This window comes from Phenylobacterium sp., from assembly GCF_035944335.1.
Lineage (GTDB): Bacteria > Pseudomonadota > Alphaproteobacteria > Caulobacterales > Caulobacteraceae > Phenylobacterium.
In genome coordinates this window covers 1-14,194 of sequence record NZ_DASZBG010000002.1, presented here as the reverse complement: position 1 = coordinate 14,194, position 14,194 = coordinate 1, and the positions used below count along the sequence as shown (strand labels likewise).

Below are 14,194 nucleotides of genomic sequence, written 5' to 3'. Positions count from 1 at the left end.
CTGGTTGCCGAACGCCGCCTCGGCCGCCCGGGCGCGCTTCAGGTAGAAGCCCGCGTCGTGGGCGTCGGTCATGCCGATGCCGCCGTGCATCTGGACCATCTCGTTGGAGACCAGGTGGAAGGTGTCGCCCATCTTGGCCTTGGCCAGGCTCACCAGCTCCGGCGTATCCGGCGCGTCGTTGTCGATGGCGGTCAGCGCGGCTTCCACCGCCGAGCGCGACAGCTCCAGGTCGGTGAACATCTTGGCCGCCCGGTGCTGCAGCGCCTGGAAGGAGCCGATCACCTGGCCGAACTGCACCCGGGTCTTCAGGTAGTCGAGGGTGGTCTCGAAGGCCTGGGTGGCGGCGCCCAGCATCTCGGCGGCGACGCCGGCGCGGGCCCGGTCGAGCACCTTCTCGACGATCTCATAGCCGCCGGTCAGGGCCTCGGCCGGGGCGCCGTCGAAGGTGATGTTGGCCGCGCCTCGGCTGTCGGCCAGGTGCAGGCGCTGGCGCGTCACGCCGGGCCCCTTGGCCTTGACCAGATAGAGCCCGATGCCGTCGCCGCCCTTGGCCGAGACCACCAGCAGGTCGGCGGCCATGCCTTCCAGCACGAAGGTCTTCTTGCCGGTGATCGTCCCGTCGCGGAACTCGGTGGCGACCTTCTCCGGATTGTGGTGCGGGCCCTCGTCGACGGCCAGGGTGGCCACCACCGAGCCCTCGGCGATCTTCGGCAGCCACGACTGCTTCTGGCTCTCCGTCCCGCCCAGGATCAGGGCCGAGGCCGCGCCCAGCGCCGAGGCCAGCAAGGGCGAGGCGGTCAGCGTGCGGCCGGTCTCCTCGAGGATCAGGCCCAGGCTCAGATAGCCGAAGTTGGAGCCGCCATATTCCTCCGGGATGATCACGCCTGCCCAGCCCATCTCGGCCATCTCGTTCCAGGCCTTGGCGTCATAGCCCAGCTCGACGCCGCTATCGCGCATCTTGCGGAACGCCGAAACCGGCGACTTCTCCTGGACCCAGCTCTTCGCCGCGTCCTTCAACATGCTCTGTTCTTCGGTCAGAACGGCCATATCGGTTTTCCTCGAAATAACTTGGTTTCAATTCGGCCCCGCTGAGCGGCGGGGATCAAGAGGTTTTTCTGCCTCCCCCGTTCACGGGGGAGGGGGACCGCGCCGCAGAGCCGGGTGGTGGAGGGGGCGAGCCAAGCGCACTGCACCGGCTTGCCCCTCCCACCACGCCTCTGCGGGGCGTGGTCCCCCCTCCCCATGAATGGGGAGGGCAGGATCACTTGCTCTGCGTCAGGTCCGGCAGGCCCAGGATGCGCTTGGAGATGATGTTGTTCTGCACCTCCTGGCTGCCGCCGTAGATCGTGGTGGCCTTGCCGCCGAGCCAGCCGCGCACGGCGGTGATCTCGTCGGCGGAGAAGCCTTCGCCCTCCCAGCCCAGGCCCTGATGGCCCATGATCTCCAGCGTCAGCTCGGCGCGGTCCTGGAACACCCGCGTGCCGGCGTTCTTCATGATCGAGGTCGCCGCCGAGGGACTGGAATTGCCCTTGGCCTCGGCCATCGCCCGGAACGCCGTCTGCTGGAAGGCCCGCGCGTCGATGGCGTTGTGGATGATCCGCGTGCGCAGGTCGCTGTCGGCGATGCGGCCCTTCTCGTCGACGCCGACGTAGTCCTTGGCGAGCTGCTCCAGGGGCTTGGTCTGGCCGAACATGCCGCCGCCGCCGGCGCCCGACAGGCCCGAGCGCTCGTGCTGCAGCAGCCGCTTGGCGATGGTCCAGCCGCCGTTCAGCGGGCCGACCAGGTCTTCCTTCTTGGCGATCGCATTGGTGAAGAAGGTCTCGCAGAACGGGCTGTTGCCGCTGATCAGCTGGATCGGCCGCACCTCGACGCCCGGCTGGTCCATGGTGAACAGCACGAACGAGATGCCCTCGTGCTTCTTGGCGGTGTCGGTGCGCACCAGGCAGAAGCACCAGTCGGCGAACTGCGCGCCGCTCGTCCAGATTTTTTGTCCATTGATTTCAAAGTGATCGCCCTTGTCCACCGCGCGGGTCTGCAAGGAGGCGAGGTCCGATCCGGCGCCCGGTTCGGAGAACCCCTGGCACCATTGCAGCTCGCCCTTCACGATCGGCGGGATGTGCCGCCTCTTCTGGTCCTCGGTGCCGTATTCCAGCAGCGTCGGGCCGAACATCATCACGCCCATGCCGCCGATCGGATTGTAGGCCCCGGCCCGGCCCAGCTCCTGGGCGATCACGCGGGCCTCGGCGCCGGAGAGCCCGCCGCCGCCATAGTCCTTCGGCCAGGTGGGCACGCCCCAGCCCTTGTCGCCCATGGCCTTGCGCCAGGCTTCCTGGTCCGCGGAGGGCTTGGAGCGCTCCTCCCGCATCATCGGGTTCGCCTTGCCCTTCAGCGAGGCCGGGAAGTTCGCGGAGATCCAGTCCCGCACCTCGCCCCGGAACGCCTCCAGGTCGCTGCCACCAAAATCGGCCATCAAATCCACTCCTGAAATATCGTCTCGTCGTATCCGGCGCGAAATGACGCCGGCGTCACCGATCTCTTACCCCCACTTGCCTCCCCTGCGAAGCGGGGGAGGGGGACCGCACGCCGCAGAGCGGGCGGTGGAGGGCGAGCCAAGCGCACGGCCTGCCCCTCGCCCTTCCCACCCTTCGCTCTTCGCTGCGCTCGGCGAACGGTCCCCCCTTCCCGTGAACGGGAAGGGCAGGGAAGCTCACCCCTTCTGCGTCGTCTCGGGCAGGCCCAGGATGCGCTTGGAGATGATGTTGTTCTGGATCTCGTAGGACCCGCCCGCGATGGTCCCGGACTTGCCGCGCAGCCAGGTCCGCGTCGCCATGATCTCGTCCGGCCCGAAGCCCTCGCCCGTCCAGCCCAGGCCCTGATGGCCCAGCACCTCGACGGTGAGCTCGGCCCGGTCCTGGCGCACCTTGGAGCCGACGTTCTTGAGGATCGAGGACACCGCGCTCGGCCCCGAGTTCGAGCGGTTCTCCTCCGTCGCCCGCCGCCCTGTGAGCTGGAAGGCGCGCGCCTCCATCAGGTGCTGGGTGATCCGGGTGCGGAGGTCCGCGTCGGCCAGCCGGCCATCCTCGCCCACGCCCACATAGGTCTTGGCCAGAACCTCCAGCGCCGGCCCGCCCACGGCGCCGGCCTGCGCGCCCGGCGTCAGCTGCCCGGCACCGGAGATCCCCTGCCGCTCGTGCTGCAGCAGCCGCTTGGCGATGGTCCAGCCGCCATTCAGCGGGCCCACGAGGTTCTCCTTGGGCACCTTCACCTCGGTGAAGAAGGTCTCGCAGAAGGGCGTCGTGCCGTTGATCAACAGGATCGGCCGCGGCTCCACGCCGGGGCTCTTCATGTCGATCAGCAGGAAACTGATCCCCTCGTGCTTCTTCGAGGGGTCCGTCCTGACCAGGCAGAAACACCAGTCCGCCAGATGCGCCCCGCTCGTCCAGATCTTGCTGCCGGAGACGACGAAATGGTCGCCGGCGTCCGTCGCCTTGGTCGACAGGCTCGCCAGGTCCGAGCCCGAGCCCGGCTCGGAGAACCCCTGGCACCAGCGCAGCTCGCCCTTCACGATCGGCGGGATGTGCCGCTGCTTCTGCGCCTCGTTGCCGTATTCCAGGAGCGTCGGGCCGAACATGATCACGCCCATGCCGCCGATCGGGTTGTAGGCGCCGATGGCGTTCATCTCCTGGGCCAATAGTTTGGCCTCGTCCTTGGAGAGTCCGCCGCCGCCATAGGCCTTCGGCCAGGTCGGCGTCCCCCAGCCCTTCTCGCCCATGGCCCGCTTCCAGGCGTCGCGCTCGGCCGACCGTTCCTCCGGCCCCTCCATGGCCGGCGACGCGCCGCTCAGGCTCTTGGGGAAATTCTCCGCCAGCCACTCGCGCGCCCCGGCGCGGAAGGTCTCCAGCTCAGTGGCGCCAAAGTCGGCCATGGTTTGCTCCTTATTTTCCTCCCCTGCGAAGCGGGGGAGGGGGACCGCTCGCCGCAGAGCGAGTGGTGGAGGGGGCGAGCCACAGGCAGTGCGCCGGCTTGCCCCTCCCACCATCGGCTCTTCGGCCGATGGTCCCCCCTCCCCATTTCATGGGGCGGGCAACAACTGTTCTCACCCGTTCTGCGTCGTGTCCGGCAATCCGAGGATCCGCTTGGACACGATGTTCGACTGGATCTCCTGGCTGCCGCCGAAGATCGTGGTGGCCTTGCCCGAGAGCCAGGTGCGCACCGCCTCGCGCTCGGCCTTGGAGAACGCATCGCCCTCCCAGCCCAGGCCCTGGTGGCCCATGATCTCCAGCGTCAGCTCGGCCTTCTCCTGGCCGATCCAGGTGCCGGAGTTCTTCATCACCGAGGTGGTCGCCGAGGGGTTGATGTTGCCCTTGGCCTCGTCGGCCGCGCGCTTCAGCGTCAGGCCGTGGGCCCGGGCGTCCATCATGTGCCGGGCGAGCCGGGTGCGCAGGTCCGGATCGGCGATGCGGCCCTTGTCGTCGACGCCCACATATTTCTTCGCGAGGTCGACCACGCTCGGCCCGGCCATCATCCGCCCGCCGCCCTGGCCGGAGCGCTCGTGCTGCAAGAGCCGCTTGCCGATCGTCCAGCCGCCGTTCAGCGGCCCGACCACGTCGTTCTTCTCGACGCGGGCGCCGGTGAAGAAGGTCTCGCAGAACGGCGATGAGCCGGCGATCAGCTTGATCGGCCGCGTCTCGACGCCCTTCTGGTGCATGTCGATCAGCACGAAGCTGATCCCCTCGTGCTTCTTGGTGGTGTCGGTGCGCACCAGGCAGAAGCACCAGTCGGCGTACTGCGCGCCCGAGGTCCAGATCTTCTGGCCGTGGACCTCCCAGTGATCGCCGGCGTCCACAAGCTTGGTCTGCAGGCTGGCCAGGTCCGACCCGGCGCCGGGCTCGGAATAGCCCTGGCACCAGCGCAGCTCGCCCCGGACGATCGGCGGGATGTGCCGCTGCTTCTGGTCTTCCGTGCCGTATTCCAGCAGCGTCGGGCCGAACATCGAGGTGCCCATGCCGGCCACCGGGTTGTAGGCGCCGATCCGGTCCATCTCCTGCTGCAGCACCCGCGCCTGCGCGCCGCTCAGCCCGCCGCCGCCATATTGCGTCGGCCAGGTCGGCGCGCCCCAGCCCTTGTCGGCCATGCGCTGCTTCCAGGTCAGCGCGTCACCGGTCGGCTTCTCGCCGCCCGGGATCATCTGCATCTCGGCATTGGCCAGCGACTTGGGGAAATTGGCCTCGAGCCACTCGCGGGCCTCGGCCCGGAAGGCTTCCAGATCCGTGCCGCCGAAATCGGCCATCGGAAATTCTCCCTAATGAATTCAAATATTTATGAAATTATAGCACCGGTAGGCAGGTCTGACTACTTGAGCGGATCGGGCAGCCCCAGGACGCGCTTGGCCACGATGTTGAGGTTGATCTCCGAGGTGCCGCCCTCGATCGAATTGGCCTTGGAGCGCAGCATGGTGCGGACCGCCGACAGCTCGGCCTCGGAAAAGGCCTCGCCCGCCCAGCCCAGGCCCTGCTGGCCCATGGCCTCGACCATCAGCTCGTTGCGCTCCTGGGCGAGCTTGGCGCCGGCGTATTTCATGATCGCCGCGGTGTTGGACGGACCGTTGGAGGCCCGCGCGTCGTCGGCCGCCCGCTTCATGGTCAGCTGGAAGGCGCGGTTCTCCATCAGGTGGTCGGTGATCCGGCGCCTGAGGTCGCCGTCGGCCAGCCGGCCGGCCTCGTCGACGCCCAGGTAGGCCTTGGCCGCCTCCGGGATGGTCGCCATCGCCACGCTCTGGCCGATGTTGCCGCCGCCCAGGCTGCCGGCGATGGAGTCGCGCTCGAACTGCATCAGCCGCTTGGCCACCGTCCAGCCGCCGTTCAGCGGGCCGAACAGCTGGTCCTTCGGGACCTTCACATCGGCGAAGAAGGTCTCGCAGAAGGGCGAGGTCCCGTTGATCAGCTTGATCGGCCGCACCTCGACGCCAGGCGCCTTCATGTCGATCAGCAGGAAGGAAATGCCCTCGTGCTTCTTCGCGCGGTCGGTGCGGACCAGGCAGTAGCAGCGGTCCGCGTTCTGCGCCCCGCTCGTCCACACCTTCGACCCGTTCACCAGGAAGTGGTCGCCCTTGTCCTCGGCGAAGGTCTGCAGGCTCGCCAGGTCCGAGCCCGAGCCCGGCTCGGAATAGCCCTGGCACCACCAGACCTCGCCCATCACGATGCCCGGCAGGTGCTCGCGCTTCAGCGCCTCGCTGCCGTATTCCAGCAGCGTCGGGCCGAAGAAGGCGACGCCCATCCCGCCGATCGGATTGCGGGCCCCGATGGCCGCCATCTCGTCTTGAAGAACTCGCGCCTGCGCCCGCGAAAGCCCGCCGCCGCCCACCTCGGTCGGCCAGGTGGGAACGCCCCAGCCCTTGGCGCCCAGCGCCAGGCGCCAGGCCCTGGCCTCGGCGCTCTCGGGCCTCGCCTGCAGCTTGGCGAGCTGCGCCTCGGCGTCATGCGCCAGGGACTTGGGGAAGTTGGCCTCCAGCCAGGCCTTGGCTTCGGCCCGGAAGGCCTCCAGGTCCGTCGCTCCAAAATCCGCCATCTGAATCCAGCCTCTCGAAATTATTTCGGGTCGGGCAGGCCCAGCACCCGTTTCGCCACCACGTTCAGATTGATCTCCGAGGTGCCGCCCTCGATGGAATTGGCCTTGGTGCGGAGCCAGCCGCGCACCGCGGCGATCTCGGTCGGCGAATAGCCTTCGCCCTCCCAGCCCAGCGCCTGGGCGCCCAGGGCCTCGACCATCAGCTCGGCGCGCTCCTTGGCGAACTCGGCCGCCGCATATTTGATGATCGAGGTGGTCGCCGAGGGTCCGTTGCCGGCCCGCGATTCCGCCGCCGAGCGGCCGATGGTCTGGCGCAGCGCCTGGAAGTTCATCTTGTTCTCGGTGATCCGCCGGCGCAGGTCCCGCTCGGCCAGAACGCCCGCCTCCTCGCCGAGATAGCGTTTGGCGAGCTGCGCCAGGTCGGCCGCCGAGCCGCCGCCCACCCCGCCGCCTTCGCCGAACCCCGCCGAGATGTTCTGCCGCTCGTATTGCAAGAGCCGCTTGGCGATCTCCCAGCCGCCGTTCATGCGGCCCACCAGATTGCCCTTGGGGATCTTCACGTCGGTGAAGAAGGTCTCGCAGAACGGGCTCTCGCCGGAGATCAGCTGGATCGGTCGCGTCTCCACGCCCGGCGTCGCCATGTCGATCAGCACGAAGGAGATGCCCTCATGTTTCTTCGAGGCGTCTGTGCGCACCAGGCAGAAGCACCAGTCGGCCCGGTCGGCATAGCTCGTCCACACCTTCGATCCATTGATCAGCCAGTGATCGCCCTTGTCCTCGCAGCGGGTCTGCAGGGACGCCAGGTCGGAGCCCGCGCCCGGCTCCGAATAGCCCTGGCACCAGCGGATCTTGCCGTGGACGATCTTCGGCAGGTGCTCGGCCTTCTGCGCCTCGTTGGCGTATTCCAGCAGCACCGGTCCCAGCATCCACAGCCCGAATGACAGGAGCGCCGGGCGGTAGCGGCCGGCCGCCAGTTCCTGGTCGAGCACGCGCGCCTGCTGCGGCGCCAGACCGCCGCCGCCGACCTCCTTGGGCCAGGTCGGCGCCGTCCAGCCCTTCTGCGCCATCCGGGCCATCCAGACGATCTGCGGATCGCTCGAGCCCTCGAAGGCGCGGCCGCCCCAGACGGCTTCCGGATCGGTCTTGGCCTCGGCGCTCTTGAGCTCCGGCGGATAGTTGGCCGCCAGCCAGTCGCGGACCTCCGAGCGGAAGGTCTCGAGTTCGGCGCCGCCGAAATCGGCCATGGGGGGCTCCTGAAGCTGGGGATCAGCGCGCCACTCTAGCGCCCCGCGCCCGCGCCCGCCAAGCCGAACCGAACGCTTGTTTCATTTGCACATGTTCTCAATTTGTTCTAGCCTGCTCCTCTCCCAGGCGCGTAGCGCCAAGGGAGAGGCCGGGTGAGGGCGGCGCAGGCGGCTCGACCACACTTAGCTTTGGACCGAGGAGCTCACCCATGGCTCGCATCGTCTCCGTCGCCTGGAAGCTCCGCCGTGACCGCGCGCGCCGCCTCCGTCGCGACCAGACGGACGCCGAGGCGAGGCTGTGGGACGCGCTGCGAGGCGGCCGCCTTGAGGGCTGGAAATGGCGCAGGCAGGCGCCGGTCGGGGTGTTCATCGTGGACTTCCTCTGCCTGGAGGCAGGCCTCGGCGTCGAACTGGACGGGGGCGTGCACGCCGAGCGGGCGGATCGGGACGCCCGCCGCGACGCCTACCTCTCGCAGCGTGGACTGACGGTGCTGCGGTTCTGGAACCGCGAGATCGAACAGGATTTCGACGGCGTCTGCTGGACGATACTGAGCGCCTGCCGGGAATCCGATCCGGCCAGGCGCGCACGCCAGATCGATCGGCGGGCCTGAAGACGGCGAGTTCGCGGGGCTCGGGTCCAAGGCCCGGAGGGTCCCCACCGCCGGCGCCGCCCTCTCCCAACCTCTCCCATGGCGCTGCGCGCCTGGGAGAGGAGCGAACGGAAGGACGCACGCCCTACGCGGCAAATCGGGTCTATAAGGCCGCCGCAACCGAAGGGACCCATGGATTTCCTCCGCAATCTCCGCGACCTGAAGCCCGCCGCCTTCGCCGCCGCGCCCTGGACCGCCGCTGTCCTGACGCTGGCCGCCGGGTTCCTGCTGCTGGCCTCGGGCGCGACGCCGTCGGAGCCAGTGCGCTTCATGCGCTTGCTGGAAGTCGCTCCGGTCTATCTGATCGAGGCCAGCCACTTCCTGTCCAGCATCCTGGGTCTGGCGCTGATCCTGCTCGCCTTCGGCCTGCGCGCCCGGCTGGGCGCGGCCTGGGTGGCGACCATTTCGGGTCTCGCCCTGGCGACCCCGCTGTCCCTCCTGAAGGGCCTCAACTGGGAGGAGACCGCGGCGCTGGCGACCCTGCTGGTCGCGCTGCTGCCGTTCCGCACCGCCTTCCCCAGGCGCGCCCGGCTGACGCGGATGGAGATCACCCCCGGCTGGCTGGTCTCGGCCGCCTGCGCGGTGGCCGGCGCGGGCCTCCTGGGCCTGTGGTCGTTCCAGCACGCCGACTACGCCGACCAGCCCTGGTGGCGGGTGATGGCCGACGCCGACGCCGAGCGCGCCGTGCGCGCCTGGGCCGGGGCCGCCGTCGCCCTCTTCGCCTTCGGCCTGTGGCGCCTGTTCGCCTCGGCCGCCACGCCCGGCGTCACCGGCGAGGCCGATCCGGAATTCGAGCGCGTGCGCAATATCCTCTCCGCCGCCGAGGTGGCCGAGCCGTCCTCCAACCTCGCCTTGCTGGGCGACAAGCGCTTCCTGTTCTCCGCCTCCGGCGACAGTTTCCTGATGTTCGGCGTGCGCGGCCGCAGCTGGTTGGCCCTGGGCTCGCCGGTCGGCAAGCGCGAGGAGCGGCTGGAGCTGTTCTGGGCGTTCCGCGAGCTGGCCGATTCCCACGCCGCCCGGCCGGGGCTCTACGGCCTGGCCGCCGACGACCTGCCCGACGCCGTCGAGATGGGCTTCTCCCTGCAGAAGGTCGGCGAAAGCGCCACCGTGCCGCTGGAGACCTTCTCCATCGAGGGCCGCAAGCGGGGCAACCTGCGTAGAGCCTGGCGCAAGGCGGGCGAGGAGGGCGCCAGCTTCGAGATCCTCTCCGGCGAGGCGGTCCGCGCCCTGCTGCCCGAGCTGCAGGTCATCTCCGACGACTGGCTGGCCCACCATGCAGGCGGCGAAAAGGGCTTCTCCATGGGCGGCTTCTGGCCGGCCTATATCGCCGAGTTCCCCATCGCCCTGGTCCGCAACCACGGCCGCCCGGTGGCCTTCGCCAACATCTGGACCACGGCCGCCCGCAGCGCCTTTTCCATGGACCTGATGCGCTACGCCGACGACGCGCCGAAGAACATCATGGACTATCTGTTCGTCGAGCTGATCGCCTGGGGCCGGAGCGAGGGCTACGCGGCCTTCGAGTTCGGCATGGCGCCGCTCGCCGGCCTCGAGGACCGGCCGCTCGCCCCGATCATGAGCCGCGTCGGCAACCTGCTCTTCGAGCGCGGCGAGGAAATCTACAATTTCCAGGGCGTGCGCCGCTACAAGGACAAGTACGACCCGCTCTGGCAGCCCCGCTACATCGCCGCCCCCCACAAATGGACCATCCCCCTGCTCATGGCCGACGTCGGCCTCCTCTCCTCCGGCGGCGTGTCGGGCCTCTCCAAACGGCCGAAGAAGCCGGAAGACAGCGCGGCGCCCGCGCCATCCCCTCAATCCGCTCATCCCGGTGGGGCGATCACCGCCCCGTCGTCACCCCCAGCAGGTTGATCACGTGCGCCGCCAGGTACAGGGCCACCGCCCCGCAGAGCACCATCAGGAAGCGGTAGGGGATCAGCCGCGGGCCGCGGTGCGGATTGGGGGGCGCGGCGCCGCGCCAGCCGCAGACGCCGCCGATCCCCAGGATGAGGACCATCAGGCCCAGTGTGACAGTAAGGCTCATCCGGCCCCGCTTAGCATGCCGCGGCGGCTCGCCGCAGAGCCGATGTCATCCACAGGAGAAGCCCCCAAACCCCAACATCTAGCGTCAGGGTTGCGTTTACACCCCAGCAATCGGTGCGTAGCCTCCTTGCAAGTGGGAGAGCGATTCGATGACGGCGGGGGCGCCCTGGAGCGTCAAGGGGATCGATCCAAAGGCCCGCGAGGTCGCTAAGGACCTTGCCCGCCGTTCCGGAATGACGTTAGGCGAGTGGCTTAACCGTGTCATTCTCGAGGACGACGTGCCCGAGGAGATCTTCTCCGAAGCGGATTTCACCGACCGTCCTCGCCGCCTCGCCGACGCGCCCCGCGTGCGCCTGGCCAGTGTCGCGGCGGGCGACCGGCCGGACGATCTCGCCCGCGTCGCCCATGCCCTGGACCGGCTGACCGACCGCATCGAGGCCTCCGAAACCCGCACCGGCCTGGCCATCACCGGCATCGAGCATTCGGTGCGCCAGGCGATCGCCCGCATCGAAACCGCCGAGCGCCAGACGCTGGCCGTCGCCACCCGCCTCGACCAGGCCGGCGAGCGCCTCGACCTCGAAGCCCTGCGCGATGCGACCGGACCGCGCTCCGAAACGGCGCTGCGCGCCATCTATGGCGAGGGCGCGGCCCAGTCCGCCGTGGCCGAGGACCTGGCCGGCCGGCTGGCCGAACGCCTGTCCGGCGCGGAGGCCCGCACCGCCGAAGCGGTCGATGCGCTGCGCACCTCCCTGGCCATCCTCGATTCACGCCTGCGCTCGCTGGAAGGCGGCGCGCCGCTCGACATCGACCGCCGGCTGGAAGCGCTCGCCGCCGACCTCGGCGCCCGCGTCGAGGCCGCCCGGGTCGAGGCCGTCACCCGCCTGCAGGCCTCCAGCGCCCAGGGCGTCGAGGCCCGCCTCGCCGAGATGGCCGGCCACGTGGCCGCCGCCGAGCAGCGCTCGGCCCGCGCCATCGAGCGCATGGGCCAGGAAGTCCTGTCGCTGGCCGACGCCATGGCCCGCCGCCTGGCCTCGGCCGAGCAGCAGGCCGCCGTCGCCGTCGAACAGGTGGGCGGCGAGATCGCCCGCATCGGCGCGGTGGTGGAAAGCCGCCTGTCGCGCGCCGAACAGGCCCAGGCCGACGCCCTGGAGAAACTGGGCGCCGAGATCGGCCGCGTCACCGAACGCCTCACCGACCGCGTCGCCCAGTCGGAGCGCCGCACCGCCCAGGCCATCGACGACGTGGGCGAGCAGGTGGCCCTGGTCACCGAGCGCATGGAGAACCGCCACGAGCGCCTCTCCGGCGACGTCGCCGAACGCCTGCGCCAGAGCGAGGAGCGCACCGCCAAGCTGCTGGAGACCGCGCGCGAAGGCCTGGACGCCAGCCTCGCTGGGACCCGTGAGCGCCTCGCCGAGGCCGCCGCCGACGACCCGCCGCCGACGCATGCCTTCGGCCCCGAGCTGTTCGCCCGCGCCGAAGCCGCGCCCGCCGAGCTCCACGCCGACGACAGCGCGCCGCTGGCCGGCGAGGCCCTGGCCGCCGCCGAGGACTTCACGCCACTCTCCGATGGGCCCGACGAAGCCTTCCTCGACGTCGACGCCGAGCCCGAGGACGAGGACGCTGAGGCCGACGCCGCCGTCGAGCAGGGTCGCCCGCTCTCCACCCGCGAGGTCATCGAACAGGCCAGGCTCGCCGCGCGCGGCGAGGCCGCCGGGGCCGCCGGGCCGCACGTCGCTGGCGCCTCCATCTTCGCCACCGCCGCCGAGCGCCGCGCGGGCGGCCGTCCCGGCGCGCGCCGCGTGTTCAGCGCGCTCGGCTTCCGCGCCGCCGCGCGGCCGCCCTCCACCTGGCAGACGGCCCTCATGCTGGCCGGCGGCGCCGCCTTCCTCAGCGTCGGCGCCGCCGGCGTGGTCCTGATGGAAGGCCGCGGCTCAGGCTCGGTGATGCCCGAGGCCGCGTCCGCGCCCCTGTCCGAGACCGCCCCGCGCGCCGCCGTCGCGCTCGCGCCCCAGCCGCTCGGCCCCACCGCGCCCACGGCCGGCGAGATCCCCGCCGAGCCGTCCGCGCCCAAGCCGCAGCCGTCGCTCGACTACGCCGCGGCCGTGCGCGACATCGAGACCGGCCAGGCCGGCGGTCTCGCCCGTCTCAAGGCCATCGCCGAGGCCGGCTACGCCCCGGCCGAGTTCTACCTGGCCAAGCTCTACGAGACCGGCGTCTCCGGCGTGATCAAGAACCCCGCCGAGGCCCGTCGGTGGACCACGCGCGCCGCCGAGGGCGGCGACCGTTCGGCCATGCACAACCTCGCCCTCTACTATTTCCGCGGCGAGGGCGGCCCGCAGGACCTGTCGGCCGCCGCCAAATGGTTCCGCGAGGCGGCCCAGGCCGGCGTCGTCGACAGCCAGTACAATCTCGGCCTGCTCTACGAATCCGGCTCCGGCGTCGAGCGCGACCTCGCCGAGGCCTACAAGTGGTTCTCGATCGCCGCGGCCGGCGGCGACGGCCAGGCCCGCGCCAACGCCGTCGACCTGGAAGCCAAGCTCTCGCCCGCCGCCCTGGCCGCCGCTGACAAGGCCGTCGCCGCCTACCGGCCGAGGAGCGAGATCGCCGCCCAGGCCGAAGCCTCCGGCAGCACCAGGATCGCCTCGGCCCAGCGCGTCCTTGGCAAGCTCGGCTACTTCCATGGGAGCCCTAGCGGCGCCGCCTCGCCGGAGCTGAAGAGCGCTGTCCAGAGCTTCCAGCGCGACCACGAATTGCCGCAGACCGGGGCGCTCGATCCGAACACCCTGTCCCAGATGTCGGTCTTCACCCGCTAGACCCCACAGGTCCTCGGCCCTTTACCTTTGGGCGGATCGCGGGTCATGGTCTCAACTCAAGCTTGCGTTGACCTTCGCACTGGCGGCCGATTGGGGGCTTCGTCCGTGCTTCGGAGGGACTGAATGCTGATGGACGAGACCGAGGTCGGCTCGCGTCACGAGGCGCCGCCCGTCGCGCTCTGGGCCATCGCCGGCCTGGCGCTGGCGCCGTTCCCGATCTCCGCGCTGCTCTATGGCTACGGCCCGCACGACATGGCCCGGCCGGCGCTCACCATCATCCTCACCTGGTCGGCGGTGGTGATGAGCTTCCTGGGCGGCGTCCGCTGGGGGATGGAGACCGGACGCCGGCGGCCCCGCTGGGAACGCCAGGTCATCTCGGTGCTGTCGGCGGTGGCCGCCTGGCTGCTGCTGCTCGCCCGCCATCAGGCGCCGGACAGCTGGATCCTGGCCGGGGCCATGGCCGCCTTCCTGCTGCAGTGGCTGTTCGACCACCAGGGGCCGGACGTGCCCGCGCGCTATCCGCAGCTCTCCACCGCGATCACCACGGCGGCCTGCGTCTCGCTTGCCGTCTGCCTGGACCAGGCGATCCGCGGCTAGGACCGCGCGCCGTGGCGCAGCGACGCCGGGCCGATCAGCGCTTGCCGCCGAAGGACGACGCCTTGGCCTTGTCGACGCTGCCCATGGTGGCGCTCGAGGTGGGCGCCGCCTTGGCCTTCGCCTGCTTGGGCTTGCGGACTTCGCGGTTGGACTTCTTCTGGCCTTTGGCCATCGTCATCTCCAGGGCTCGGCCGGCGCGCTGCGGGGCAGGGCGCGGGAGCGGTTCGATCGGGCCGGTGTGTCTGGGGTGATCCCTTTCGCGCGGAACGGCAAGCCCCATGCG

Annotated in this window: 12 protein-coding genes; 4 read left to right on the top strand and 8 right to left on the bottom strand. The window is 70.3% G+C overall.

Features of this window, described 5'->3' with window-relative positions; genetic code table 11:
• The 6 genes from VGT80_RS00195 to VGT80_RS00170 form a co-directional block, all read right to left on the bottom strand.
• The coding region (locus tag VGT80_RS00195) for an acyl-CoA dehydrogenase family protein (protein WP_327451792.1) at positions 1-1,047 on the bottom strand (1,047 nt) is incomplete at its 3' end.
• A gap of 214 nt (positions 1,048-1,261) precedes the next feature.
• Positions 1,262-2,470, bottom strand: a complete 1,209-nt coding sequence (locus VGT80_RS00190; RefSeq protein WP_327451790.1) for an acyl-CoA dehydrogenase family protein — start codon at positions 2,468-2,470, stop codon at positions 1,262-1,264.
• Positions 2,471-2,707: 237 nt separating this feature from the next.
• Complete coding sequence (locus tag VGT80_RS00185; protein ID WP_327451788.1) at positions 2,708-3,925, bottom strand: acyl-CoA dehydrogenase family protein; 1,218 nt, start codon at positions 3,923-3,925, stop codon at positions 2,708-2,710.
• 171 nt (positions 3,926-4,096) lie between these two features.
• Complete coding sequence (locus VGT80_RS00180) at positions 4,097-5,290, bottom strand: acyl-CoA dehydrogenase family protein (RefSeq protein WP_327451786.1); 1,194 nt, start codon at positions 5,288-5,290, stop codon at positions 4,097-4,099.
• 62 nt (positions 5,291-5,352) lie between these two features.
• Positions 5,353-6,567 (bottom strand): acyl-CoA dehydrogenase family protein, encoded by a 1,215-nt coding sequence (locus VGT80_RS00175; RefSeq protein ID WP_327451784.1) that lies wholly within the window; start codon positions 6,565-6,567, stop codon positions 5,353-5,355.
• Between the two features lie 20 nt (positions 6,568-6,587).
• Positions 6,588-7,811 carry an acyl-CoA dehydrogenase family protein gene (locus VGT80_RS00170; protein WP_327451782.1) on the bottom strand — a complete coding sequence of 408 codons (1,224 nt, stop codon included), beginning with the start codon at positions 7,809-7,811 and terminating at the stop codon, positions 6,588-6,590.
• 209 nt (positions 7,812-8,020) lie between these two features.
• Here VGT80_RS00170 and VGT80_RS00165 point away from each other — a divergent pair, with 209 nt between their 5' ends.
• Both VGT80_RS00165 and VGT80_RS00160 read left to right on the top strand, forming a co-directional pair.
• Positions 8,021-8,422 carry an endonuclease domain-containing protein gene (locus VGT80_RS00165; RefSeq protein WP_327451780.1) on the top strand — a complete coding sequence of 134 codons (402 nt, stop codon included), beginning with the start codon at positions 8,021-8,023 and terminating at the stop codon, positions 8,420-8,422.
• A 171-nt stretch (positions 8,423-8,593) separates the two neighbouring features.
• Entirely contained in the window at positions 8,594-10,330 is a 1,737-nt protein-coding gene (locus VGT80_RS00160; RefSeq protein WP_327451778.1) for a bifunctional lysylphosphatidylglycerol flippase/synthetase MprF, read from the top strand.
• On the opposite strand, the gene VGT80_RS00155 is transcribed toward VGT80_RS00160, so the two are convergent.
• The gene (locus VGT80_RS00155; RefSeq protein ID WP_327451776.1) at positions 10,299-10,502 is read right to left on the bottom strand and encodes a hypothetical protein; all 204 of its coding nucleotides are present in this window, start codon (positions 10,500-10,502) and stop codon (positions 10,299-10,301) included. The genes VGT80_RS00160 and VGT80_RS00155 overlap by 32 nt on opposite strands.
• Positions 10,503-10,779: 277 nt before the next feature.
• On the opposite strand from VGT80_RS00155, the gene VGT80_RS00150 reads away from it, so the two are divergent.
• Both VGT80_RS00150 and VGT80_RS00145 read left to right on the top strand, forming a co-directional pair.
• Positions 10,780-13,314: a peptidoglycan-binding protein gene (locus VGT80_RS00150; RefSeq protein WP_327451774.1), complete on the top strand. Its 2,535-nt coding sequence runs from the start codon at positions 10,780-10,782 to the stop codon at positions 13,312-13,314.
• A 123-nt stretch (positions 13,315-13,437) separates the two neighbouring features.
• A complete protein-coding gene (locus VGT80_RS00145; protein WP_327451772.1) occupies positions 13,438-13,911 on the top strand; it encodes a DUF3429 domain-containing protein in 474 nt (157 codons plus the stop codon).
• Between the two features lie 34 nt (positions 13,912-13,945).
• On the opposite strand, the gene VGT80_RS00140 is transcribed toward VGT80_RS00145, so the two are convergent.
• Positions 13,946-14,083, bottom strand: coding sequence for a hypothetical protein (locus VGT80_RS00140; protein ID WP_327451770.1), 138 nt, complete (start codon positions 14,081-14,083; stop codon positions 13,946-13,948).
• Between the last annotated feature and the right edge of the window lie 111 nt (positions 14,084-14,194).

Excerpts from the sequence above, each read along its gene's own strand:
- VGT80_RS00190 (WP_327451790.1), bottom strand. The coding sequence starts at position 2,470 with ATGGCCGATTTTGGTGGCAGCGACCTGGAGGCGTTCCGGGGCGAGGTG.
- VGT80_RS00185 (WP_327451788.1), bottom strand. The coding sequence starts at position 3,925 with ATGGCCGACTTTGGCGCCACTGAGCTGGAGACCTTCCGCGCCGGGGCG.
- VGT80_RS00180 (WP_327451786.1), bottom strand. The coding sequence starts at position 5,290 with ATGGCCGATTTCGGCGGCACGGATCTGGAAGCCTTCCGGGCCGAGGCC.
- VGT80_RS00175 (WP_327451784.1), bottom strand. The coding sequence starts at position 6,567 with ATGGCGGATTTTGGAGCGACGGACCTGGAGGCCTTCCGGGCCGAAGCC.
- VGT80_RS00170 (WP_327451782.1), bottom strand. The coding sequence starts at position 7,811 with ATGGCCGATTTCGGCGGCGCCGAACTCGAGACCTTCCGCTCGGAGGTC.
- VGT80_RS00165 (WP_327451780.1), top strand. The coding sequence starts at position 8,021 with ATGGCTCGCATCGTCTCCGTCGCCTGGAAGCTCCGCCGTGACCGCGCG.
- VGT80_RS00160 (WP_327451778.1), top strand. The coding sequence starts at position 8,594 with ATGGATTTCCTCCGCAATCTCCGCGACCTGAAGCCCGCCGCCTTCGCC.
- VGT80_RS00155 (WP_327451776.1), bottom strand. The coding sequence starts at position 10,502 with ATGAGCCTTACTGTCACACTGGGCCTGATGGTCCTCATCCTGGGGATC.
- VGT80_RS00145 (WP_327451772.1), top strand. The coding sequence starts at position 13,438 with ATGCTGATGGACGAGACCGAGGTCGGCTCGCGTCACGAGGCGCCGCCC.
- VGT80_RS00140 (WP_327451770.1), bottom strand. The coding sequence starts at position 14,083 with ATGGCCAAAGGCCAGAAGAAGTCCAACCGCGAAGTCCGCAAGCCCAAG.